This is a genomic window from Amycolatopsis sp. NPDC054798, from assembly GCF_053611505.1.
This window is the reverse complement of the sequence record NZ_JBSHAM010000017.1, coordinates 1-23454: the sequence shown is the minus strand read 5'-3', so window position 1 is coordinate 23454 and position 23454 is coordinate 1. Positions and strand designations below refer to the sequence as shown.

The window sequence follows — 23454 nt, the reverse complement described above, 5'->3', positions numbered from 1 at the left end:
CCCGGGGTCCGTCTCGACTCAGCCGTTGTCGGAACCGCCGCCAAACTTGGTCCAGACCTTGCTCGCGGCCCCGGCGACCGATTCGCCGACCTCGCTGAAGACCTTCGTCAGCGGATCGGCCGAAGACGTCCAGGAATCCTTGTACGACTTCGCCGCGGACTTGAGGTCTTCCTTCCAGTCCGTCGTCGGCGCGTCGTCGTCCCGCCGGGGGTAGTCGCCGGTCAGGATCGCCCGGTATTCCTCGGACGCGGCCCATTTCTGCAGCTGCGTCGCCCGGACCACGGCGAACGGGTGGGTCTCGGTTTCGACGTACTTCAGCTTCAGCAGGCTGTCCCGGATGTCCTCGCCCGATTCGTATTCCGCTCCCTGCTGGAGGAAGGACGGGACGTCGATGCGGGACGGGTCGACCCCGCCGGCGAGCTGGATCTGCGCGCGCAGCGCCGCGGTCGGGTCCTGGCCGCAGAGCAGGCCCGCGCGGTCGCAGGACAGTTCGGCTTTCCGGTACCACTCGCTCAGCGCCGCGATGATCGCCCGGATGCCGAGTGCGCTGACCGGCGTCCAGGACATCGACATCTGAAGGTTGATCAGGCGCACCATGATCGTGCGGTAGACCGCGTGCCCGGACAGCACGTGCCCCATTTCGTGCCCGACGGCGAACCGCAGCGATTCGTGGCTCATCTTCTCGACGAGCCCGGTGCTGATCCGGATGAACGGCTCGTCCATGCCCAGCGCGGACGCCTGCAGCCGCGGGTCCTGGTAGACGAACAGGTTCGGCACGGCCGGAAGATCCAGCGTCTCGGCGCATTCGTGGCGCAGCCGGTCGAGTTCCGGGTACTGCCGCGGCCCCACGCGGATCGACGACGCCAGCGCCATCAGCCGCTCACCGCGTTCGTTGTAGAAACCGGAGACGGCCTTGATCACCTGGGCGAATCCGGGGACCGCGCGCAGCGTGGCGAGCGCGCCGCGATCCACCGGGTGTTCGTAGGCGCGCGGGCTGATCCCCGGAAAACGGACGGCGGCCCGGCGCGCGGTTTCGATTTCTTCAGTCATCGCTCCCCCGTGAAGTCGTTGGCAGCAGCCTACTCAAGAATGATCACCGCATCGTTTCGCGCCGCTTCTGTTGGCTATTAACGAAAAACCCGGCAAGCGGGAACCCTGTTGTCCAGACCAGTGCCCAGTGCCGCGCCAGGGCGAGCACAGCAGGCTGTCGCGCGGGGGAAGCCTGGCCGACAATCCGGCAGCGCTCGACGCCAGCACACCCCCGCGCCGTGCCCGTCCGGCACGATCCCCCGGATTGGATACGCTGGTCCGAGACTGCGGGGGAGGCAGCGTGGCGCAAGGACCGGAGGAGCCCATCCCGGGCGTGGACCTCGACCGCCCCAGCGTGGCGCGGGTTTACGACTGGTATCTCGGCGGCACGGCCAACTGGGCCATCGACCGCGAGTTCGGCAAAATGGTCCTGTCGGCGTTCCCCGCCGGCAAATACTGCGCCAGAGCCAACCGCGCCTTTCTGCACCGCGCGGTGCGGCACCTCGCGGGGCTGGGCGTCCGCCAGTTCGTCGACATCGGCTCCGGCGTACCCACGATGGGCAACGTGCACCAGATCGCGGACGAGGTCGCGCCGGACGCCCGCGTCGTCTACATCGACAACGAGCCCGTCGCGGTCGCGCACTCCCGCATCCTGCTGGAGCGCCACGGCGATCCCGCACGCCACGCGGTGATCCAGGGCGATCTTCGCGAACCGGACGCACTGTGGCAGACGGTCGAGGACACCGGCGTCGTCGACCTCGGCGAGCCGCTGGCGCTGCTGGTCACCGCGGTCCTGCACATCCAGCAGCCCGGCCCGGACGGCCGCGACCTCGGGCCGGAGGCCATCGCGCGGTACCGGGAACTGCTGCCCTCGGGTTCCTATCTGGTGCTCTCCCAGATCACCCACGAGGGACTGCCCGAGGACATCGCCGGCCAGCTGCACGCGGTCGTCCAGATGTACGACAGCAACGTCAGCAAGCACGTGCTGCGCTCGAAAGCGGAAATCCGCGCCCTGTTCGGCGACTTCGCGCTGCTGGACCCCGGCGTCACGTGGACGGCGGCCTGGCATCCCGAGGAAAGCGGACCCAACACCCCGGTGATCGACTTAGCGGATCCGAGCGAGGCCGCGATGCTGGCCGGGGTCGCGCGCAAACCCTGATCCGCTCGCTGGAGCCAGGGAAACCGGTGCTTCGCAACGGGAAACGCTCGCCGCGGCGATTCGGCGCCCGGCAATTCTGTGGACGGCGAGCCCCGGCCAGGGCGGATGGCGCCCGGCGAGCCGATCGTCCACAAAGGTCTGGTCCGGACGCGATACCCGGCTTACGGTCACGGGCACCATAGTCGAGGACAACCGACCAGGAGCCGACATGCGTTCCCTGAGCCGCAGGCGCGTTCTCGCGGCGACCGCAGCCATGGCTGCCGCCGCCGCGCTGGCACCGCCCTCCGCTATCGCAGTCGCCGCGCCGTCGTACGGTGCCGCAGCGACCGCTCGCGACTACGAAAAGGACGGGCCGCACGGGTCCGTCAAAGCCGCCGGCGACGCCGCCCACACCCTCTACTACCCCGCCGACCTGGCCTCGAGCACTGCCCGGCACCCGGTGCTGATCTGGGGCAACGGCACCGGGGCGACCGTCGAGCAGTACGAGGCCCTGTTCACCCACCTGGCGAGCTGGGGCTACGTCGTCGCCGCGGCCAACACCGGACAGTCCGGCTCCGGACAGGAAATGCTCGACGGCGCGAAGTATCTGATCGCCGAAAACGCCCGCAAGGGAAGCCTTTTCCACGACCGCATCGATTCCTCCGCGATCGCCGCCGCCGGCCATTCCCAGGGCGGCGGCGGGGCGATCGCTGCCGGAGCCGACCCGCTCGTGAAGACCACGATCCCGGTCATGCCCGGCCCGTTCGGCTCCGACAAAGCGTTGCACGGCCCCGCTTTCTACGTCTCCGGCCAAGCCGACATCATCGTGCCCGCGCTGTACGTCCGGACGCGGTTCGCCGCCGCCAGTCAGGTGCCCGCGGTCTACGGACAACTCGCCGGAGCGACGCACTTCCTGCAGGGCCAGACCCGCTACCGCCTGATCGGCGCCATCACCGCCTGGCTGCAATACCACCTGGCCGGAGACCAGGCGGCGAAGAGCGTCTTCTACGGCCCGGAGCCCGGGCTGCGGCAGGACACTGAAGCCTGGTCGGACTTCGCCCGCAACAGCCGGGCCGACGGGGTGTAGCGCGAAGACGAGCAGCCGGAGCACTGTCGGCGGGAAACGTCGCCGCCCGGACGGTCCAGCGGCAAGCCTCCCCTTCACGATCCGGTGCGCGGAAACAGTTCGGCCCGCAGCAGCATGGCGTTGCGGAAGATCCCGTCCGGCGGGGCGGTCGTGCCGCCGTCCGTGGTCACGTAGAGGACCCGGCCCTCCTCGCCGGGCGCCCAGACGGCGCTGGACGGCCCGGTCAGGAGTTCGTCGAACGGCTCGCCCGCGACGTGCCGGACTTCGCTGCCGTGGCGCGGGGCGAGCGGCACCCGGTCGATCGTGTTGGCGCGATGCCTGGTGACGTAAGCGAATCCGGCCTGCTCGTCGAGGGCGAAGTCGTCGGCGTTGTCGATCGCGGCGACGAATTCCGGGGTGCCGGCCGGGTCGAGCGTGCCGGGATCGACCGGCACTCGCATGAAGACTTTCTGCGCGGTCGACGTGTAGTAGAGGTAGCCGGTCCGCGCGCTGTACCGGACGCCGTTGACGCCCGGCTGGCGCGGCGGAGCGACCTCGGCGTCCGGGTCGTCGGCCATGGTGTCGTGGGCCAGCCAGACCCGGGCCTGTGCGCCGCGGACGTCGGCGTCGAGGTCGACGCGCCAGATCAACCCGGCGAAGCAGTCGGCGACGGCCAGCACTCCGCTGCCGAGGAGGCAACTGCCGTTGAGTGCGCGCACGCGGTCGTCGAAAGTGAAGACGACCTCCGGCGAGACCGGTTCGCCTGGCGCCCAGCCGGTGAGGTCGAGCCGCACCAGATGCGATTCGTGGGTGGTGTACCCCTCGGTCAGGCTGAGCACGAACACGTCCGGCCGGACTTCGGCGATCCCCGTGACGGGATGGTCGAAGCGGTGCACGAGAACCGGGCGCTGCGGTTCCGGCACGATCCACAGCTCCCGCTGCAGGAGGACGGTGACCAGCACCGAACCGTCGGCGCGGACGGCGAGGTTTTCCGGGAAGTACTTCTCCGGGAAGGACGCGACCGGGGTCAGCACGACGTCGGGGACGGGGGTCATGGGCATGCCGGTGCTCCGATCCGGGCTCAAAAGAGGACGGACATTCGCTTTTCTTTCACGCTAAGCTGACGGCACCAGAGGTGTCAAGGCGAGGGAGCGGGCGTTGCCGAGGGTGAGCCAGCAGTACAAGGACGACCAGCGGGGAGAAATCCTGGCAGCCGCGCGCCGCTGCTTCCTCCGCAACGGCTTCCACCGCACGTCGATGCAGGACGTCTTCGCCGAGGCGGGCAAGTCCGCGGGCGCGGTCTATCGGTACTTCCCCAAAAAAGAGGACATGATCGTCGCCGTCGCCGCGCAGAACCTCGACGACGTCTCCGAGGTCTTGCGCACCGCGCTCGCCCGCGACACCGGCGGGAACGGCGTCGGCGAGGTGATGGCGGAACTGCTGGAGGCCGTGACCGGCCTGCACCGCGATCGGCGGCTGGCGGACATGGCGGTGCTGGTCTGGTCGGAAGCCCAGCGCAACCCGGAACTCGCCGAACGCCTCACCGCCGCGACGGCCGAGATGAGCACCGGAATGGCCGGTTTCGTCCGCGAACGGCAGCAGGCCGGGACCTGGACCGGAGCACCGGCGGAGGCCCTCGCGCAAGCGATTCTGTCGCTCCTGCCTGGGTTTCTCTTCCATCTGGCACTGTCCGGCCCGGACGGTGTGACCGGTTTCCCCGACGCGGTCCGCACGCTTTTGCCGCAGTGAACTCGTTTAACGCCTGGAGGACTGGGGAGACAGTGCGGACGCGCGAGCGGCCAGGTTTGCGTCTGTCAGCGAAACCGAGTGAGATGCACTGATGCTGAACCCGTCCGAAGTCACCCCGGTCCCCTGGCGCAACGGAGCAGGCACCACCCGGGAATTGGCCGTCGGCACCGATCGCTCGGGCGAAACGCAGTGGCGGATCAGCGTCGCGGATCTTCTCGAAGACGCGCCGTTCTCGGCTTTCCCCGGAATCGACCGGCTTTTCACCGCGCTGGGACCGCTCCGGCTGACCGTCAACGGAACAACCACGGACCTCGAACGCGGCGGGCAGCTCCGCTTCGCCGGCGAGGACACGGTGACTGTCGCCCTCGATCAGCCGACCCGGGCGCTCAACGTGATGACCCGGCGCGGCCGGTACCGAGCCGAAGTCGTCCTTCGCGACCCGCACACGGACGGACCCGGCGGAGCAGTCGCGACGGTCGATCTCGGAGAACAATTCGCCGATGTCCTCCTTACGCCCGTTTCCGCTGGCATGATGCAGCGATGACCCGCATCGCCCGGCGCATGCACGGGCTCCTGGAGCCGATCTGCCTCGTCACTTTCTTCGCTGACGAGTGCAACGAGGAACTGGCCGCACTCGGTCACCGCACCTACTGGGACGGTTATTTCGCCAGCCGCGCCGCACCGCTGGGGCGGGTGCCCGCGGAGGTCGTGCACGCGGCTTTCTACAACTTCGCCGACGGGGAGGCCGCGCGGCACATCCCCAGCGCGTGGGAGACGATCCCGCCCGAGGCGTCCGTCGCCGCGCGGGAACGAGGCAGCGCGGCCTCGCTGCGCCGGATCCTCGGCGAGGAAATGGCCGGTTCGCCGGGATTGGCGCGGGCAGCCGACCTGACCGCCAAAGCCGCGACGAGCGCACCCGTCGAGGGCCGGATGATGTTCGCCGGGATGCGCGCCCTTCCGGCGCCGGGCGACCCGGTCGCCCGGCTGTGGCATTTCGCGACCACGCTGCGCGAGCACCGAGGGGACGGGCACATCGCCGCGCTGGTCGGCGCGCGCATCGGCGGCGCGGAGGCGCACATCCTGTCCGCGCTGGACATGGGGATCCATCCGCCGGAGTCGTTCGGGCGCGTGCACCACCTGCCGAAGAAGCGGCTGGCCGAGGTCATGAACGGCTTGCGCGAACGAGGAATCGTCGACGCCGAGGGCCGGTTCACCGACGCCGGCCGCGAGGTCAAACAGCGCATCGAAGCCTTGACCGACGAACTCGCCGAGGCGCCGTATGAAGGTCTGTCGGCCGCCGAACTCGACGAGCTGATCACCGAACTCGAACCGATCACCGCGCGGCTGGAGGCGGCGGGCTCGAAGTGACGCGCCCGCAGCGTGTCTCGAGTGGACCGGCGATCGGCGGCGCGGCGCTGAACCCCGGTGCCATCGCGCGTTCCGGCTTGTTTCCGATTCATGCCCGCTCGGCAATGCTCTAGCCTCTTTCGGTGGTGGACCGGGGAGGCGGAAAGAATGGCGCTGGGGTTCCGGGTGCTGGGCGAGGTCGGCGCGATCGCGGACGGCGAGGTGCTGGCCGTCGGGCACGCGCGGCAGCGGCTGGTGCTGGCCGCGCTGCTGCTCGACGCCGGCCGGGCCGTCCCGGCCGACCAGCTCGTGAACCGAGTGTGGGGCGAGCATCCGCCGTCCCGCGTCGCGAACGCTCTGCAGACCTACATCGCCCGCCTCCGCCGGGTCCTGCAGCCGCACGGCGGGGGCATCGAGCGCCGGTCCGGCGGATACGCCCTCCCGTTGCCGGATCCGGACGCGCTCGACCTGCACCAGTTCATCCGCCTCGTCGGCGAGGCCCGCGCCACCGCCGACGACGGCGAGGCCGCGGCGCTTTACCAGCGTGCCCTGGACACCTGGCAGGGCGACGCCTTGCTCGGGCTCGATTCGGAGTGGGCCGATCTCGTCCGCCACTCCCTCGCCCGCCAGCGGACTGCCACCGAACTCGACTACGCGGACCGGCAGCTGCGCTGCGGCCGCCACGGCGACGTCCTCGGTCTTCTGGCCCGGCGCGCGGACGAACACCCGCTGGACGAACGCATCGCCGCTGCCTTGATGCGCGCCCTGCACCACAGCGGTCGCACCGACGAGGCCCTCGCCCGCTATCAGCGCACCCGCACGACGCTCCTCGACGAACTCGGCGCCGACCCTTCGCCGCATCTTCGCGCGGTGCACAAGGACATTCTCGCCGCCCAAACTCCCGCGCCCGCCCCGAAGCGGGCGTGGGCCGCGCCGGTCCCCCAGCAGCTCCCGTCCCCGCCGCCTCGGTTCACGGGCCGCGACGACGAACTCCGTCAGCTCGACACTCTCGCCGGACAGCACGCCACCGTCCCGATCACCGTTCTGCACGGCGGCGGAGGAATGGGCAAGACCGCCCTCGCTCTGCACTGGGCCCACCGGCAGCCGAACGTGTTCCCGGACGGCCGGCTTTACGTCGACCTGCGCGGCTTCAGCCCGGACGGAGACCCGACCGCACCCGACGTCGCGCTACGGGGTTTTCTGCACGCGCTCGGCGTCACCGGCAACGCCATCCCTGCCGAACCCGACGCGCAGACCGCGCTCTACCGCACCTTGCTCGCCGGGAAGCGCGTCCTCGTCGTTCTCGACAACGCCCGCGACTCCAGTCAGATCACGCCGCTGCTGCCGGGTGATCCGGGTTGCGCCGTCGTCGTCACCAGCCGCAACCGCATGACCAGCCTGACAACCACGCACGGCGCCACGCCGCTCGCGGTCCGGCCGTTGCCCGCGTCGCACGCCCGAAGCGTCCTGATCGCCCGGCTCGGCCCAGACTGCCTCGACGCCGACCCGGACGCCGCCGAGCAGCTCGTCACGCGCTGCGCCGGTTCTCCACTGGCGCTCGGGATTCTCGCCGCCCGCGCCGCCGAACACCCGGACTTCCCGTTGGCCGCACTGGCCGCCGAGCTCACCGACGTGAGCGCACTCGACGACGGCGACGCCAGTGTCGCCGCGGTGCTGTCGTGGTCCCTGCGTGCGCTCCCGACCCAGCACGCCGAGGTGTTCGAACTGCTCGGTCTCGCGCCCGGACCGGACATCAGCGTCCGCGCGGCCGCCAACCTCACCGGGCGCTCCCCGGACGCCATCGCGGCGATTCTCCGTGCGCTGGAACGGGTTTCGCTGGTGGAGCAGGACGCGCCCGGCCGCTACCGGATGCACGACCTGGTCCGCCTTTTCGCGAAAACCCACACCGGCCTTCCCGCCGAGACCCGGCACGCGGCGCTGCTTCGCGTGACCGGCTACTACACCGGCACCGCGCTGGCCGGAAACCGGGTCCTGCATCCGCACGGCGTTCTCCCGCAGGGCATCGACACCGGACACGACCATCCCTATCCGCACGAACTTTCGGACGCGGACGAAGCCCTCAGCTGGTTCGACGCCGACCACGACTGTCTCCTCGACACCCAGCGGACCGCCGCCGCGCAAAACTGGCACCGTCCCGTATGGCACATCGCCTGGGCATTGACCGCCTACCACTACCGGCGCGGATTCCTCCCCGAAGACCTGGCAGTCTGGACCGCCGCGGTCGCAGCCGCCGACACCCTCGGCGAACCGGAAACCCGCGTCCTCGCCCATCGGCGCTACGGCCTCGTCAGTGCACGCAACGCCCGGCACGAAGACGCGCTCGAACACCTCGCCAAGGCCCTGGAACTGGCCGACCGGGGCGATGTGCGCGTCCGGGCGATCATCGAACACGATCTGGCGCAGGCCTGGGGACTGCGCGGCGACCAGAGCGCCGCGCTCCGGCACGCCGAGCGGTCGCTCGACCTGTTCCTGCCGCTCGGCAATCCGGTCTGGGAAGCGCAGGCGCGCAACGGCGTCGGCTGGCATCTGACCTTGCTCGGGCGGCACGACGAGGCCCGGCCCCACTGCGAACGGGCACTGGAGCTGTACCGGAAGGAGAACCATCCGGCGGTCGCCGACGTGCTCGACAGCCTCGCCCACATCGACCACCACACCGGCAGGCACGCCGACGCGGTGAAGCACTACCGTGAGGCGCTCACGCTGTACCGCGAAGCCGGCAACGCCTATCTGGAAGCCGACACCCTCGAACACCTCGGCCACACTCACCGCGAGATGGGCGAGGACGGCAAGGCTCAGACCGTTTGGCAGCTCGCGCTCGATCTGTTCCGCGCGCAGGGCCGGTTCGCCGAGGTCAACTCGGTGGAAACCGCGCTGGCCCGGCTCAACGCCGGGAAAACCCGGTCCGCGCCGCGCTGAACCGCTCCTTACGGCACCGTTCCGGGGCCGATCGGCACGGCCGCAAGAGAATTTCAGTGCAGTGACCCGGCTCAGCGCCGCCGACAGTGCGGTGCCCCTAGCGGCCGCGCTGCAGGAGCGCGCGGCCGGTGAGTTTCCGTTCCGCGGCAAGCAAATACGCTACCGGCGACTTCGCCACCTGCTGCCGCCGCGCCTTCGCCTTCCCGGCCAGATAAGGCACGAGTGTCACCGCGACCGCCGCTCCCGCCACCGCCAGCTGCCCGCCCGCCGCGGCGACACTGCCGAGAACCGTGCCCGCCGCCGCGTTGAGGTCGATCTTCTGCACCAGCGTGCCCGCAGACGCCTCGACGCCGATTCCGCGCAGCGCCTTGCGTAGTTCGTCCAGCTGCGGCCGGGTCTGGGTTTCGTACCGCGCCCGCAAATGCGCCGCCGCCAGTTCCAGGTTCTCCGCCTCGGCGGCGGCCCGCAGTTCCGGGCCGAGGCTCGCCACGTGCGCCTGGAACGCGGCGAGTTCGGCCCGGTGCTTTTCCCGGAAACCGATCAGCTTTTCCGCGGGCACCCGGTCCACATGGGACGGTTCGAGCACCGTCTCCAGCGCTAGCTGCAGGTAGGCGCTGGAGACGTTTTCCACCGCCGGCACCGAAACCTGATCGTCGAACACCAGCGACACCAACCGGTCCAGCGCACCGGTCGCGTGGTGCATGCGCGGGTCGTCGGTGACCGGGGACAGCCCTTCCCGCTGGCTCATCGTGTCGGCCAGCACCGCGAGATAGATCGAGGCCAGCTTCGGCTTGAGCGCGACCCACGGTCCGTCCATCGGCACCGCGAGGCCGATGCCGACGAGCGAGTCCCCGAGACCGGCGGTCATTTTCGCGCCCGGACCGCCGACCGGGACCGCGGTCAGCGTTTTGGCCGGGGGCACCCATATCGCCGCGTGCTGTGTGATCGGCGGCGCGTAGCCGCGCCATTCCGGCTGCCGCAGCGAGCCGTCGCGCAGCAGGACCTCCTTCGGAAAGTCCAGTCCGTACCGTTCGAGCAGGGAATCGGGATCGGCGTCGAAGATCTCGCCGAACGACTCGGCGACGGCGTCGAGCACGGCGGGGCCCGGCGCGGTCTCCACCAGGAAATCGGTCTCGGCGCGGAGCCGGCGGACGAGTTCCCCGTCACGGTCCGGTGCGGCCGGCGGACGCATCCGGGCGAGATGGTCCCAGGTCAGCAGGGCCAGTTTGAGCCAGTTGTCGTCCTGGACGTGCGTCCACGGGTAGTAAAGGGCGAGCGACGGCATCCTTCTCCTTCACCTGGCTCCGAAGATCCGGCAAGCTGGACCGGTGTCCATGGAATCAGTGATCGACAGTCCCGCCAAAGACCAGTTCGGCTCGTTCATCGACGAGCACCGCGAAGCCCTCCGGCATTGCCTCGACGGGCTCACCGAGGAGCAGGCCCGCCGGTCGCTCGTGCCGTCGAAGACCACCCTGCTCGGCCTCGTCAAACACGCCACAGTCGTGGAGAAGGTCTGGTTCGACGAAGCCGTCACCGGCCGTTCGCGCGCCGAGATCGGGATCCCGGAGACGCCGGACGAATCGTTCGTTCTGACCGACGACGACACCATCGAATCCGTCCAGCGGGCGCACCGCGAGGCGTGCGAAGACGCGCGCCGGGCCACCGCGGCGCTCGAACTGACCGACATCCTGCCCGGCAACCGGCGCGGCCCGCTGCCACTGCGGTTCGTCTACCTGCACGTTCTGCGCGAACTGGCGCAGCACTGCGGGCACGCGGACATCCTCCGCGAGCAAATCCTCGCGAAGGACGGCGCGCCGCAGCAAGAGCGACCTACTTCTTGACCGGGTACGCCTTGGGCGAGCCGTCCTTGTCGACACCGGCCGCGGCGTACTTGCTGACCCAGTCCGGCACGAAGCCCACGCTGGTGGACAGGTCCTTGCCGGTTTTGGCGTCGAGGACGATCGGCTGCTTTCCGTTGGTGTAGCCGTACAGCGCGCCGTGCCAGGCGACGGTCAGGCCGCCCGGCGCGACGCGGTTCGCGGCCTGGTCCGGCAGGCTCCACAGCTTGGTCCCGGCCTTGGAGTCGTAGGCGGTCAGCACGCCGGAGTCGGTGCAGGCGAGCACCGACTGCTCGTCGTACAGGCAGTCGCCGTACGAGTCGGGACCCAGGTTCCGGGTGCCTTCCACGGAGAACTTCTCCGCGCCCGTCACCGGGTCGAGGAACTTCAGGAAGGCGTGACCGGTGCTGTATTCGTTCGCCTTCAGCACCACCATCGCGGGGTCGGCGGGCAGGATCTCGACCGCGCTCGACTGGGCGACGGCGACCCACTTCTGCTGTCCGGTGGCGACGTCGAGGGCGACCGCCTGGACCTGGGACGAGTCCGGGACCACCTTCGACGCGACGCCGACCACGACGTCGCCGTTCAGGCTGCCCGCGACGTAGTCCTTGCGCTCCCACAGCTGTTTCCCGGTCGCCGGGTCCAGAGCGACGGTGATGGGGCCGTCCGACTGCGAGTAGGTGGCGACGACCGCCTTGCCGGTGGCCGCGACGACCTGCGTGACGGAACGGCTGCCGCTGATCCCGTACTGGTCGTCCGCGATCTTGGTGTTCGTCTGCCAGGCCTTGGCCCCGGTTTCCGGGTTCACCGCGATGACAGCGAGCGCGAGATAGCCCGGCGTCGTGCCCTGCTCGGGCATCCGCAGCGGGACGGCTCCGACGGCGAGTTTGTCGGTCACGACCGGCGGACGCGGTCCGCTCTGCTCGACGAACGGGCCCTTGTGCGCGTTCGGGTCGGCGGCCGGGCCTTCGATCCTGGTGTTCCACTTCTCCTTGCCGGTGAGCACGTCGACCGCGCTGAGCGATTCGGGGGCGATGATGTAGCCGGTGCGGTCGCGCAGCGTCATGAACTTGGACGTCACGGAGCCGCCCAGATTGGCTTGCAGCGCGGTGCTGGGCAGCGTGACGCCCTTGCCGGTGTCGAACGCCAGCGGCGGGTCGGCGGTCACCGCCTCGGGCTCGGCGGACGCGGCGGGCGGCTGCTCGCCGGGCTTTTCGCCGGGCAGGCCGGTCGGGAGGGACCCGCCTCCGCACGCGGCCGTGGCGGCGAGCATCCCCAGGCAGACCGCAGTGAGCAACGTTCGCCGCATCGGTGTCCCCATTCTCCCGGATCACTGCTCCATTCGGAGTCGTCGGAGGAACTTAGCCGACCGGACGGCCGCGTGCGCACGAGATCGCGCAAATGCGACGGAAAAGGTGTTCCCGCCTTCTCCCGGCGCTAACCCGGACGAGTGACGAACGCCGACCCATCCGCCAGCCCTCCGGCCGCGAATGCCTGGCATGACCTTCCGTCTGCGGTTCCTTCCGGCAGCGCTGTGCGGCGTGCTCGCTTTGCTCGCGGCGCTGGCCGCCGGGCATCTGGCCGCGTCGTTCGGCAACGTCAACGCTTCGCCGTACCTCGCGGTCGGGAACGGGGCCATCGACCTGACGCCGCTGCCGGTGAAGGACTTCGCGGTGCGGACCTTCGGCACCTACGACAAAGCTGTCCTGCTCGGCGGGATGGCGGCGGTGCTGCTGGTCGTGTCCGCGGCGGCCGGGCTGTTGTCCCGGCGGTCGCCGTGGCCGGGAGCTGCGATCATTGTCGCGTTCGGACTGGTCGGCGGCGTCGCCGTGGCCGCGCGGCCGGATCTGACCGCCGTCGCCCTGCTGGCTCCGCTCGCCAGTTTGCTCGTGGGGGTGGCGGTCTTCCTTCTGCTGCACCGGATCGCGACACGACAGCAAACGACGGATTCCTCGCGACGGTCATTCCTGCTCGGCAGTGTCGGCACCGTCGTCGGGGCCGGGGTTCTCGGCGGCGCCGGGCAGGCGATCAGCGGAACCCGCGACGCGACCGCTTCCCGCGCCGCGATCGGGCCGCTGGTGCCCGCGGTTTCGGCCCCGCCGATTCCGGCCGACGCGGACTTCGCCAAGCTCGGGACGCCGGCGTTCCTCACGCCGAACCGGAACTTCTACCGCGTCGACACCGCGTTGTCGGTTCCGCAGGTTCGCGCCGAGGACTGGAGCCTGCGGATCCACGGGATGGTCGAGCGGGAAGTCCGCTACCGCTATCGCGATCTCCGCGACCGGCCGCTGGTCGAGCGCACCGTCACGATGACCTGTGTGTCCAATGAGGTCGGTGGCGACTATGTGTCCACTTCGAACTTCATCGGCGTCGATCTCGCCGATCTGCTGGCCGAAGCCGGAGTACGGCCGGGCGCGGAGCAGCTGTTCTGTTCCAGTGTGGACGGTTGGACGTCCGGAACCCCGGTCGCCGCCGCGCTGGACCGTTCGCGCGGCGCGATGCTGGCGATCGGGATGAACCGGGAACCGCTGCCGCTGGAGCACGGTTTTCCCGCACGGCTGGTCACTCCCGGGCTCTACGGATATGTCTCGGCGGTCAAATGGGTGGTGGACATCGAGGTCACCACTTGGAAAGCCAAACAGGCGTACTGGCTCCGCCGCGGCTGGGGCGAGCAGGCTCCGATCAAGACCGAATCGCGGATCGACACGCCCAAGGGCTTCGAGAACGTTCCGTCCGGGGCGGTGCGGATCGCCGGAGTCGCCTGGGCGCAGCACACCGGGATCGCCAAGGTCGAGATCAAAGTGGACAGCGGAACCTGGCAGCCCGCGACGTTGTCCGCCGAGGTGAATCCGAACACCTGGCGGATGTGGTGGACCCAGATTTCGGTGAAACCCGGCACGCACCAGGTTTTCGTGCGCGCGACCGACAAATCCGGCTACACCCAGACCGAAGCCCGCGCCGGCACGGTGCCCGACGGGGCGACCGGATGGCATTCCTCGACTTTTATCGCTTCCTGACCAATCCGCTTCCGCACCAGCTTCGAATCCCTGATGAAAAGTCCACTGTGAACGGAGAATTCCCGTGAAGACCCTTCGCCTCGCCGGTATCGGCGCCGCTGCCGCCCTCGCCCTCACCGCGTGCGGCACCAGCACCGACAACAACGCCTCCAGCGGCAGCAGCCCGTCGGCGATGCCGTCCCCGGCGCCGTCGTCGGCGCCGATGTCCGGCAGCGGTTCCGGCGTCACGACCAACGACCAGGTCTTCGGACCCGCCTGTTCCCAGCTCCCGCAGGGCAGCGCGCCGGGTTCGCTCGACTCGATGGGCCCGCAGCCGGTCGCGTCCGCCGCCTCGACGAACCCGCTGCTCACGAAGCTGGTCGCGGCGGTCAAGGCCACCAACCTGGTCGACACGCTCAACAGCCAGCAGGCCATCACCGTCTTCGCCCCGGCCGACCCGGCGTTCAACGCGCTCGGCGACGCGAAGTTCAAGGAACTGGCGGCCAACCCGAACCAGCTCGCGCCGATCCTGCAGTACCACGTCGCCGGCAAGCGCTACGACGCCAAGGGCCTCGAACAGGCCGGCACCGTCACCTCGCTGAACACGGCGGGCGGCCCGCTGAAGATCGAGGGCTCGGGCGAGAACATGACCGTGAACGGCGCGAAGATCCTGTGCGGGAACATCCCGACCAAGAACGCGACCGTCTTCGTCATCGACAAGGTGCTCACCCCGGGCACGAACAAGAACTGAGCCCGCCGGGCCCGGCGCGCCTCCCCCGCGCCGGGCCCGGTTTCCCGCTCAGCTGAGCGAAGAAGCCACGTGCAGATCGACGTTCTTGGTCTCCGGGGCCATGAAAGCGCTCACGAGCGCGCCCAGCGCGGCGATCCCGGCGGCGATGTACATCGTGGCCGACAGCCCGAGATTGGCGAGCGACCACGGCGTCGCGAACGTGCCGACCGCCGCGCCGATCCGGCTGATCCCGGTGCACAGCCCCACCGCCGACGCGCGGACCTCGGTCGGGAACAGTTCGTTCGGATAGATCCATTCCAGAATGGACGGTCCGCCGTTGAAGACCGCGTACACCGCGAAGGCGAGCGCGATCAGCCACAGCGCGGCACCCGGTTGCAAGCCAAGGTAGAACAATCCGGCGGCCGAAATCGCGAAGCCCCAGATCAAGACCGGACGACGGCCGAGCCGGTCCACCAGCAGCAGCGCGGCGACGTTCCCGGCGAAGAAGAAGAAATTGATCAGGCCGTAGCCGAGGTGCGACAGATTGCCGCCGCCGAGGTTGAACAGTTCGAGGATCTGCGGGCCGAACGCGTAGATCGCGAACAGCGGGACCACCGTGCAGGTCCAGAAGATCGAGATGAACACGACCCGTTTGAGGTATCCGCCGCGCCACAACGCGGACATCGGGGTTTTGGTCTCAGCCTCCGGAAGATCGTCCAGCGTCGCGTGCTCTCCGATCGTCGCGCGCAACACCTCCAGCGCTTCGGTGTCGCGGCCCTTGCTGTGCAGCCAGCGCGGCGATTCCGGGATGCTGGTGCGGGCGATGACGATCAGCAGCGCGGGCACCGCCGACGACAGCAGCATCCACTTCCAGCCCTCGGGCACGTTCAGCAGGAAGAACCCGACGAACGCGGCGACCGTCGCGCCGACGAACCACATCGCGTTCAGCCCGCCGACCAGCCGCGCCCGCCACGCCTTCGGCGCGAACTCGGTGACCAGCGCGGTGGCGATCGGATAGTCCGCGCCGACCGCGATGCCGATCAGCAGCCGCAGCACGAAAAGCTGGGCGGCGTCGGCCACGAAGAACTGCAGCACCGAGCACACGATGATCGCGATCAGGTCGATCGTGTACATCAATTTTCGGCCGATGCGGTCGGTGAGCGGCCCGAACACCGCTCCCCCGATGAACACGCCGACCAGTGCGGATGCGCCGATCAGGCCGGACCACAGCGAATCCATCTGCCACTGCGGGCCGATCTGGACCAGCGCGATCCCGATGATGCTGAGGATGTAGCCGTCCAGGAACGGGCCGCCGGAGGAGTACAGCGCGAGCTTGCGGTGAAACCCGTTGAGGCGGGCCGAATCCAGGGTCGCCCGAACAGCGTTGTCCGGTGCGCGGTCAGTCTTCATGTCGATTGGTCTCCTCGCTGCCGACCGCCGCCACGGCGTCGATCTCGATGCGTTTGGTCCCCCGGAATCCGGCGACCTGGACCGTGGTCCGCGGCGGCAGGTCGATGCCGGCGAAACGGTCGAGGTAAGCCTGGTGGTAGGCGTCGAACTCGCCGAGATCGGCGAGGTACACCGTCAGTTTGAGCAGCGTGCGCAGGTTCCCTCCCGCGGCCCGCAAGGTGTCCTCGAGGTTGTCGAGGGCGACCCGCACCTGCTCGTCGATTTCTTCCGGGACGCTGCCGTCCCGCCGTGCCGGCACCTGCCCGCACGCCCAGATCACTCCGCCGAAGACGGCGGCCCCGGCGTAGGGACGAGGCCCGTGCGGATGAGCTACCAGCTCGCGCGAGGTCATCGGCCCTCCCGGTGGTCCGGAATCAGGAACCCGCGCGAGATCGAGTACGCGAGAGTCCACAGTGAATTTTCTGCCGCTACTCCCTCGGCAACCGCTTCGCGATGCCGGGCTTTTCGTTCTGCCGCAGTGGAAATCGCCTGACCGGCAGGCACCTCGGACAGCGGGCGGATCACCAGGCCCGCCACCGGCGGACGCGGCTCAGCTTCGGCGGGAAGCCGGAGCAGGTCGCCGTCCGGAGTCACCACAGCGCGGTCTCCACCGTCCGAAAGGGACAGTGCCCGGCCAGCCCGTTCGGCGATATCCAGCGCCGCCCAGTCCAGCACCGGAGTTCTGGCGAGCCCGGGCACCACCAGCGTGCCCACGACCGCAGCCGTTTCACATGCCGGTACGAACGCCTGCAACGGTCCGCGAGAAGCCGGATCGTGTGCTACGGCGTAACCGTCGCAATGCTCCAGCCGCAGACCGACTCGCCCGGCGGGAACCCGCGCCGTCTCGGTGGCCAAGGCGTCGAGACCGATTCCCTCGTGGATCTCGGCGGACGCGATGACCTCGGCCAGGTACTCCGACTCGCCGCTGCTGAGCCCCGAAGCCCGCAGCGCGCGCAGGGCAACCTCGTGGATCTCGCGCACGGACACCCGGGTACGCACGGTTTCGGCGGCCGAAACGCGCTCGGCCCTCGCCGCGGTCATTGCCCCGCTCCGGCGAACACCGTGTCGAACAACCGGAGCCAGTTGCCGCCGAGCACCTGCGCCACCACGGTCTCCGGCAGCCCTGCTTCCAGCAGTCCCTCGGTGAGAACGGGGAAATCGGCCGGTCCGCCGAACCAGTTCGGCCACACCGGCCACTGCGGTTCCACCGGCGCCGCGGACGCGGGCCGCCACCGGCCGTTGCGCAGCCACGCGACGTAGTCCTGCGACCAGTTCCGCGTGCAGTCGCTGCCGAGCGCGACGTGGTCCGGCCCGATCCGCTCGACCAGTCCCGCGACCATCTCGCAGAACTGCCGCCGGGTTGTCTTCTCGCCGCCGATCACGTTGGGGTACAGGCAGCAGCCGAGCACTCCGCCGCGCGCGGCGAGGGCGTCGATGACGTCGTCCGGCTTGTTGCGCGGCGAATCCGCGAACGACAGCGGGTTCGCGTGCGTGATCGCGACCGGCCCGGCCGAGGCGTCGATCGCGTCGCGGCTGGTCCGGTTCCCGACGTGCGACAGGTCGACCAGCATCCCGACGCGGTTCATTTCCGCGACGACGAACCGGCCGTAGGCGGTGAGCCCGGAATCGTGCTCGTCGTAGCAGGCGCCGCCGACGAGGTTCTGGATGTTGTAGGTCAGCTGCGCGACGCGGACGCCGAGCCGGTGGAACACCTCGACCATCCGGTAGTCGTCGCCGAACGGCGAGGTGTTCTGGAAGCCGAGCAGCACGGCGAGCCTGCCGTCGCGCTTCGCCTGCCGGATGTCGTCGGCGCTTTCGGCGAGGACGACCAGATCCGCGTTGTCCCGCGCGAGTTCGTACCAGTCCGCCACCGCGCGCAGCGTTTCCGGCGTGCCTTCCCAGACCGCGCACGTCGCGTTGACGCCGGTGACGCCGCCCGCTTTCAGTTCCTCCAGTACTTTGCGGTCCCAGTTGTTGATCTGCAGTCCGTCGACGACAGTGAGGTCGCCGTGCTCCAGGGCGTCCACTCAGGACTCCTTTCCGGGCTTGCGGGTGAACAGCCAGTCGTCGTCCACTCCGGACTCGACGTCGCGCGCCCGGGGCGCGCCCGAGAACAGCGTGACGCGCAACCAGTCGGTCGACTGCGGGCTGTAGTTCTCCATGCCGTAGAGGGCGAGCTGGAACCGCTGCAGGTGCAGCGGCAGGAAATCGTCGGCGAGCAGGTTCGCCCGGACCTCGCCGTAACGGAGCCCGGCGACGGACTGCACGCGCGCGACGATCCCGCGATGCCACGGGAATTCCAGCAGGAACTCGGCCACCGAACGTCCCGCGTCAGCCGCTGCCAAATCGTGCCGGAGGGCGTGCACGGCGCGGGCGATGTCGATCGGGTGCTCCATCGACTCGCCGGGGTCCTGTCCGCGTTTGCCGCGGCGCGGTTCTTCGTTGTCCTCCGCCGAGAACCAGAACCTCGCCTGTTCGCTGGGATCGGTGAAGTCGAACTCGCGGGTCCAGTCGTACCGGTCGGCCAGCACCTCGCGCAGCTGCCCGCAGGTTTGGCCGATCTCGACTCGCCGACGCTGGTCGCAGGTCAGCAGGTCCTCGATCTCCGAGTCGAGCGAGTCGTCCAGCTCGACCAGGACGGTGTGCAGCACGGCCTGTGCCTCGGCTCCGAACTGCGCGGCCCGGTCGTCGAGGTCCCGCCACCGGAAACCGCCGTCCGGGAATTCGGCCAAGAGACAAGCGATTCCGTCGAGCCGCCCGGCCAGTTCGGGGCCGGTCAGGTAGGGCGCGGTTGTCAGGGTGTCGCGTTCGAGGAAGTACCGGCGGGCGCGGTCGAGCAGTTCGCCCGCGCGCCGGACCGTACCGGGGTCCGCCTCGGCGTCGAGGGCTCGGGCCAGCGGCAGTTCCCGTGCCGAGCACCAGGCGTCGAGGATGTGCGGATGGTTCACCACGAACGGGACCATGCCGAGCCCGGTCGCGTTTCCCAGCCCGAGGAATCGCCGCCATTCACCGGAAAGCTTCGCCGCGGCGGGGTTTCGCCGCGCGGCGCAGTGCTCGGCCAGGTCGTAGCTGAACTCGCGCAGGAGCCACGCGGCCAGCATCTGCGCGCGATACGGCACCTGCAACGGCGGGATCTCGGCAAGCCGGTCGAAGTCGGCGAGGCCGAACTTTCCGTTGCTGTAGAAGGCTGTGCTGCGCAGGATGTAGCAGGCGTCGCCCATTGTGGCGCAGTCTGGCTGTTCACCAGCCGCGAGTTGAGATACCACGTAGTCGAAGAACCGCTCGCTGCGGTTGGCCCGGGTCCACACCAGCGTCGCGGCGTCCGCCCGGCCAGCCTCCTGCCGGGGCACTTCACGGCGCAGCTCTGCCATCCGAGAGTCCGGAACTGGACCTTCCACCAAGGCAGCGGTGACATCCCAGCGCTTCGCGATCACTCGGTCAGTGCGCTCGTTTTCCTGCAGCACCGTGGAAAACACCGCGAAGTGCAACAGGGTTCCGTCGGCATCGATCCGGTAGACCGCCTCGCCGTGCCCGGCGTCGTCGAACTCCCAGCGCACGCTCGACACCGTCCAGCGCTCCCGAGCCGCCTGCCGGAGGAACGAACGCGCGAAGCTGTGCCGGGTGTAGCGGGCAGCGCCCAGTTCCGCCGGAGCGAGCGCGGTGTCCGCCGGCCGGGTCACGATTCTTCCCGGGGTGCGGACGTCCGCAGGTACGCGGTTTTGGTCCAGGTGAAGAACTCCGCAGCGGATTCGCCGTTCTGCTCTCGGGGCGCGGGGAACGAGGAGTCCTTGAGCCCGCCGAACGGAGCGTGCACCTCGGACCCGGTGTTCGGCGCGTTGACCTTCACGATGCCCGCGTCCAGGTCGCGCAGGCACCGCCGCACGGCGCGCTCGTCGTCGGTGAACACCGCCGCGGTGAGCCCGAACCGGGTGCCGTTCGCGAGCCGGATCGCCTCGTCCAGATCGGCAGCGCGCAGCACGGTGGCGACCGGGCCGAACACTTCCTCCTGGCTGATCGCCAGCTCGGGCGTCCCGGCCAGCAGCGTCGGCGCGACGAAGGCACCGCCCTGCGGGCAATCCGCGCGGGCGAGCACCGTCGCGCCCTCGTCGACCGCCTGCTGGATCGCGCCCTCGACCTCTTCCGCCGCGCGAGCGGACACCAGCGGCCCGATCTCGACGCCCGGCGTCGTCCCCGGCCCGACCACGAGGCCCTTGACCCGGGCGGACAGCTCAGCGATCAGCCGGTCGCAGGCGTCGCCGACCGCGATGATCCGGCGGGCCGCCGTGCACTTCTGCCCGGTCCCGCTCATCGACGCGGTGACCAGCGCCGCCGCGGCCGCGGCCGGGTCGGCGTCGGGCAGGACGATCGCCGCGCTGTGCCCGCCGAGTTCCAGCTGCACCTTCGCCCCGCGCGGCACGACCGCCGCCTGGATCGCGCGGCCGACCGGCACCGACCCGGTGAAGGTGACGCCGGACAGCTCCGGCCGTTCCACCAGCGCCGCACCGAGCGAACCGGGCGCGAGCAGCAGGTTGAGCACGCCGGCCGGGACCCCCGCCTCGACGAAGATCTCGGCGAACGCCACCGCCAGCGCGACGGTGTCGCTGGCCGGTTTCCACACCACGGAGTTGCCCCACAGCAGTGCGGGCGCGAGCTTCCACGCCGGGATCTGCACCGGGAAGTTCCACGGCGTGATCACGCCGACGACGCCGAGCGGACGGCGCACGGTGCGCACGACCTCGTCCGGGTGGCCGGAGGGGTAGAGCACGCCGTCGGCACTGCGCGCCCGGCCGGCGTGATAGTGCAGCGTCTCGACCGAGGCGGCCACCTCGCCCCGCGACTCCGCGAGCGTCTTGCCCTGCTCGCGGGTCATCAACGCAGCCACCGATTCGGCGCGCTGGGCGAGCAGTTCAGCGGCCCGCCGCAGCACGAGGCCGCGCGCGATGGTGCCCTGACGGTCCCACTCCGGCTGCGCCGCCACCGCCGCGCGCACCGCCTCGTCGAGCAATTCCGGACCGGCCGTCCGGTACTCGGCCACGATCTGCGCGGGATCCGCCGGGTCGGCACTCTGCGCGACCGGTCCGTCGCCGGGAACCCACCGTCCCGCTACGAAGTGCTGCAACGACAATGCGTGATCCACGGGTGCTCCTCGACGTTCGCGACGGTGCTTGTCGTCCTTGACGCTAAGTCGCGCGGAACACAGAGTGAAGTATCTATTGCCTACGCACTGATAAGGAACCATTATCACCGGCGTGGAACTCCGCCAGCTTCGCTACTTCGTCGCGGTCGCCGAGGAACGCAGTTTCCGCCGCGCGGCCGAACGGCTGCACCTCGCCCAGCCAGCAGATCGCGAAGCTGGAGAAAGAGCTGTCCGTGCGGCTGCTCCTGCGGACCACCCGCAGTGTCGAGCTGACCGAACCGGGCCGGGTGCTGCTGACCGAGGGCCGCCGCGTGCTCGCGGACAGCCAGCACGCCCTCACCGCGGTCGCGCACGCCGCGCGCGGCGAACTCGGGCTGCTGCGGATCGGGTTCGTCAGCTCGGCCGCCCTCGAAATCGTGCCCGCCACGGTACTGGAGATGCGCCGGCAATGGCCGGATGTCCGGTTCGAACTGACCGAATCGACCACCGACGCCCAAATCGCCGCGCTCGGCGACGGCCAGCTCGACGTCGGCATCGCGCGCGAGGTCGGCGAAGCCGCCGGGCTGACCGTGCACCCGCTGGGCCGCGAACGGCTGATCGTGGCCGTTTCCGAGACGCATCCGTTGGCGGACAAGGAAACCGTGGAGATGGCGGAGCTGGCCGACGAGCCTTTTCTCGCCTTCCCGCGCACCCGCGTTTCGCGGCTGCACGACCACATCGAGACGCTGTGCCTGCGCGCCGGGTTCCGGATGCGCGTGGTCCAGGAGGCCGTCCAGTTCCCCACCATGCTCGGCCTCGTCGCGGCCGACACCGGCATCGCGATCGTGCCGAACGCCTTGCGCGCCTTGCAGTTGCCCGGCCTCCGCTACCTCGCCCTCACCGACCCCGGCGCGTTCTCGGCAGTCTCGGCGATCTCGCGCACCGACCACGAGAACAACCCGGTGGTCGACCGTTTTCTCAGCGTCGCCCGTGCCGGATGATGGCCCGGTGGACTTCGAAGCGCACCGCGGCGAGCTGGCCGCCTACTGCTACCGGATGGCCGGCTCCTTCCACGAGGCCGAGGATCTGGTGCAGGAAACGTTGCTGCGCGCGTGGAAGGCCCGCGACCGGTACGACCCGGCCCGCGCTTCGGTCCGGACCTGGCTGTACCGGATCGCGACCAACGTCTGCCTGACCGCGCTCGAAGGCGGGGCCCGGCGCCCGTTGCCGTCCGGCCTCGGCGCCGCCAGCGACGACCCGGGCGCACCGCTGCGACCGTCGGTGGACATCCCCTGGCTGCAACCGTTTCCCGACGCGCGTTGCGAAGCCGACACCCGCGCCGGGCTGCGGCTGGTGTGGATCGCCGCGACGCAAGTCCTCCCCGCCCGGCAGCGGGCGGTCGTCGTGCTCCGGTCGGTGCTCGAATTCAGCGCGGCCGAGGTCGCCACGCAGCTGGAGACGACCGTGCCCGCGGTGAACAGCGCGCTGCAACGAGCCCGAGCCACACTGGCCGGCACGGGCGGAATGGACGAGATCGCCGAACCGGACGACGCCGAGACCCAGGCGGTGATCGACCGGTACGCGCGAGCCTTCGAAGCCGCCGACGTCGAAGCGCTCGTCCGGCTGCTCACCGACGACGCGATCCTGGAAATGCCGCCGGTCCCGCTCTGGTTCCGCGGCAGCGGCGACTACGGCCGGTTCATGCACCGGGTGTTCGAGATGCGCGGAACCGGCTGGAGCGTCCGCGGCCTCACCGCCAACGGGCAGCCCGCGCTCGCCGCCTACACACCCGACCGGAAGCTGCACACGCTGCAGGTCTTCACCGTGACCGGCGGGCGGGTTTCGCACAACGTCGTCTTCGCCGATCCGCGCGTGTTCGAGGCGTTCGAGCTGCCGCCGAACATTTTTTAGCCTTCGCCGATGAGTTCGGCCGGCGCCGCCGGTAAGTACCGGCGACACCGAGTGAAGGGAATCTCAATGATCGTGTCAAGCGGCCGAGGTGATCGGCTGTGGGGCGGTCGGGGTGAAGCGCCGTCCGTCGCGCAGCAAGGCCCAGAGC

At 69.9% G+C, this 23454-nt stretch carries 21 protein-coding genes and 1 pseudogene; 12 read left to right on the top strand and 10 right to left on the bottom strand.

Annotation, left to right across the window (positions count from 1 at the left end; genetic code table 11):
• Nucleotides 1–18: 18 nt before the first annotated feature.
• The gene (locus tag ACWGIC_RS13365) at nt 19–1050 is read right to left on the bottom strand and encodes a M48 family metallopeptidase (protein ID WP_452076169.1); all 1032 of its coding nucleotides are present in this window, start codon (nt 1048–1050) and stop codon (nt 19–21) included.
• Between the two features lie 313 nt (nt 1051–1363).
• Here ACWGIC_RS13365 and ACWGIC_RS13360 point away from each other — a divergent pair, with 313 nt between their 5' ends.
• Both ACWGIC_RS13360 and ACWGIC_RS13355 read left to right on the top strand, forming a co-directional pair.
• Nucleotides 1364–2188: an SAM-dependent methyltransferase gene (locus ACWGIC_RS13360; RefSeq protein WP_452076256.1), complete on the top strand. Its 825-nt coding sequence runs from the start codon at nt 1364–1366 to the stop codon at nt 2186–2188.
• Between the two features lie 208 nt (nt 2189–2396).
• Nucleotides 2397–3254 (top strand): poly(ethylene terephthalate) hydrolase family protein, encoded by an 858-nt coding sequence (locus ACWGIC_RS13355; RefSeq protein WP_452076168.1) that lies wholly within the window; start codon nt 2397–2399, stop codon nt 3252–3254.
• Nucleotides 3255–3328: 74 nt separating this feature from the next.
• On the opposite strand, the gene ACWGIC_RS13350 is transcribed toward ACWGIC_RS13355, so the two are convergent.
• The gene (locus tag ACWGIC_RS13350; RefSeq protein WP_452076167.1) at nt 3329–4294 is read right to left on the bottom strand and encodes a hypothetical protein; all 966 of its coding nucleotides are present in this window, start codon (nt 4292–4294) and stop codon (nt 3329–3331) included.
• A gap of 106 nt (nt 4295–4400) precedes the next feature.
• Between ACWGIC_RS13350 and ACWGIC_RS13345 the strand changes: the two genes are divergently transcribed.
• The 4 genes from ACWGIC_RS13345 (at nt 4401) to ACWGIC_RS13330 (ending at nt 9266) form a co-directional block, all read left to right on the top strand.
• On the top strand, nt 4401–4982 hold the full coding sequence (locus ACWGIC_RS13345) for a TetR/AcrR family transcriptional regulator (protein ID WP_452076255.1): 582 nt from the start codon (nt 4401–4403) through the stop codon (nt 4980–4982).
• Nucleotides 4983–5073: 91 nt separating this feature from the next.
• Nucleotides 5074–5526 carry a HutD/Ves family protein gene (locus tag ACWGIC_RS13340; RefSeq protein ID WP_452076166.1) on the top strand — a complete coding sequence of 151 codons (453 nt, stop codon included), beginning with the start codon at nt 5074–5076 and terminating at the stop codon, nt 5524–5526.
• Nucleotides 5523–6350, top strand: a complete 828-nt coding sequence (locus ACWGIC_RS13335; protein ID WP_452076165.1) for an SCO6745 family protein — start codon at nt 5523–5525, stop codon at nt 6348–6350. Before ACWGIC_RS13340 ends, ACWGIC_RS13335 begins: the two co-directional genes overlap by 4 nt.
• 147 nt (nt 6351–6497) lie before the next feature.
• On the top strand, nt 6498–9266 hold the full coding sequence (locus tag ACWGIC_RS13330; RefSeq protein ID WP_452076164.1) for a BTAD domain-containing putative transcriptional regulator: 2769 nt from the start codon (nt 6498–6500) through the stop codon (nt 9264–9266).
• 97 nt (nt 9267–9363) lie between these two features.
• Here the strand turns inward: ACWGIC_RS13330 and ACWGIC_RS13325 are convergent, their stop codons facing one another.
• Complete coding sequence (locus ACWGIC_RS13325) at nt 9364–10551, bottom strand: DUF6236 family protein (protein ID WP_452076163.1); 1188 nt, start codon at nt 10549–10551, stop codon at nt 9364–9366.
• A gap of 49 nt (nt 10552–10600) precedes the next feature.
• On the opposite strand from ACWGIC_RS13325, the gene ACWGIC_RS13320 reads away from it, so the two are divergent.
• Nucleotides 10601–11107: a DinB family protein gene (locus tag ACWGIC_RS13320; protein WP_452076254.1), complete on the top strand. Its 507-nt coding sequence runs from the start codon at nt 10601–10603 to the stop codon at nt 11105–11107.
• Here ACWGIC_RS13320 and ACWGIC_RS13315 read toward each other — a convergent pair.
• Nucleotides 11097–12413, bottom strand: a complete 1317-nt coding sequence (locus ACWGIC_RS13315) for an outer membrane protein assembly factor BamB family protein (RefSeq protein ID WP_452076162.1) — start codon at nt 12411–12413, stop codon at nt 11097–11099. The genes ACWGIC_RS13320 and ACWGIC_RS13315 overlap by 11 nt on opposite strands.
• A gap of 190 nt (nt 12414–12603) precedes the next feature.
• Between ACWGIC_RS13315 and ACWGIC_RS13310 the strand changes: the two genes are divergently transcribed.
• Together ACWGIC_RS13310 and ACWGIC_RS13305 are read left to right on the top strand one after the other, a co-directional pair.
• Nucleotides 12604–14121, top strand: a complete 1518-nt coding sequence (locus ACWGIC_RS13310) for a molybdopterin-dependent oxidoreductase (protein WP_452076161.1) — start codon at nt 12604–12606, stop codon at nt 14119–14121.
• A 64-nt stretch (nt 14122–14185) separates the two neighbouring features.
• Nucleotides 14186–14851, top strand: coding sequence for a fasciclin domain-containing protein (locus ACWGIC_RS13305; protein ID WP_452076160.1), 666 nt, complete (start codon nt 14186–14188; stop codon nt 14849–14851).
• 48 nt (nt 14852–14899) lie between these two features.
• Here the strand turns inward: ACWGIC_RS13305 and ACWGIC_RS13300 are convergent, their stop codons facing one another.
• Genes ACWGIC_RS13300 through ACWGIC_RS13275 form a run of 6 tightly spaced genes read right to left on the bottom strand, consistent with a single transcriptional unit; the run spans nt 14900 to nt 21416 of the window.
• Entirely contained in the window at nt 14900–16240 is a 1341-nt protein-coding gene (locus ACWGIC_RS13300; protein WP_452076159.1) for an MFS transporter, read from the bottom strand.
• A complete protein-coding gene (locus ACWGIC_RS13295; RefSeq protein ID WP_452076158.1) occupies nt 16230–16631 on the bottom strand; it encodes a RidA family protein in 402 nt (133 codons plus the stop codon). Before ACWGIC_RS13295 ends, ACWGIC_RS13300 begins: the two co-directional genes overlap by 11 nt.
• Entirely contained in the window at nt 16628–17320 is a 693-nt protein-coding gene (locus tag ACWGIC_RS13290; RefSeq protein WP_452076157.1) for a hypothetical protein, read from the bottom strand. Before ACWGIC_RS13290 ends, ACWGIC_RS13295 begins: the two co-directional genes overlap by 4 nt.
• A complete protein-coding gene (locus tag ACWGIC_RS13285; protein ID WP_452076156.1) occupies nt 17317–18306 on the bottom strand; it encodes a membrane dipeptidase in 990 nt (329 codons plus the stop codon). The genes ACWGIC_RS13290 and ACWGIC_RS13285 overlap by 4 nt, the downstream gene beginning before the upstream one ends.
• A complete protein-coding gene (locus tag ACWGIC_RS13280; RefSeq protein ID WP_452076155.1) occupies nt 18307–19959 on the bottom strand; it encodes a hypothetical protein in 1653 nt (550 codons plus the stop codon).
• Complete coding sequence (locus ACWGIC_RS13275; protein ID WP_452076154.1) at nt 19956–21416, bottom strand: aldehyde dehydrogenase family protein; 1461 nt, start codon at nt 21414–21416, stop codon at nt 19956–19958. The genes ACWGIC_RS13280 and ACWGIC_RS13275 overlap by 4 nt, the downstream gene beginning before the upstream one ends.
• A gap of 112 nt (nt 21417–21528) precedes the next feature.
• Between ACWGIC_RS13275 and ACWGIC_RS13270 the strand changes: the two are divergent.
• From ACWGIC_RS13270 to ACWGIC_RS13260, 3 genes and pseudogenes are all read left to right on the top strand, one after another.
• Nucleotides 21529–21643, top strand: a pseudogene (locus ACWGIC_RS13270) (LysR family transcriptional regulator); the annotation flags it as partial.
• A gap of 6 nt (nt 21644–21649) precedes the next feature.
• On the top strand, nt 21650–22396 hold the full coding sequence (locus tag ACWGIC_RS13265; protein ID WP_452076253.1) for a LysR substrate-binding domain-containing protein: 747 nt from the start codon (nt 21650–21652) through the stop codon (nt 22394–22396).
• Nucleotides 22397–22403: 7 nt separating this feature from the next.
• Complete coding sequence (locus ACWGIC_RS13260) at nt 22404–23306, top strand: RNA polymerase subunit sigma-70 (RefSeq protein WP_452076153.1); 903 nt, start codon at nt 22404–22406, stop codon at nt 23304–23306.
• Nucleotides 23307–23454 lie beyond the last annotated feature (148 nt).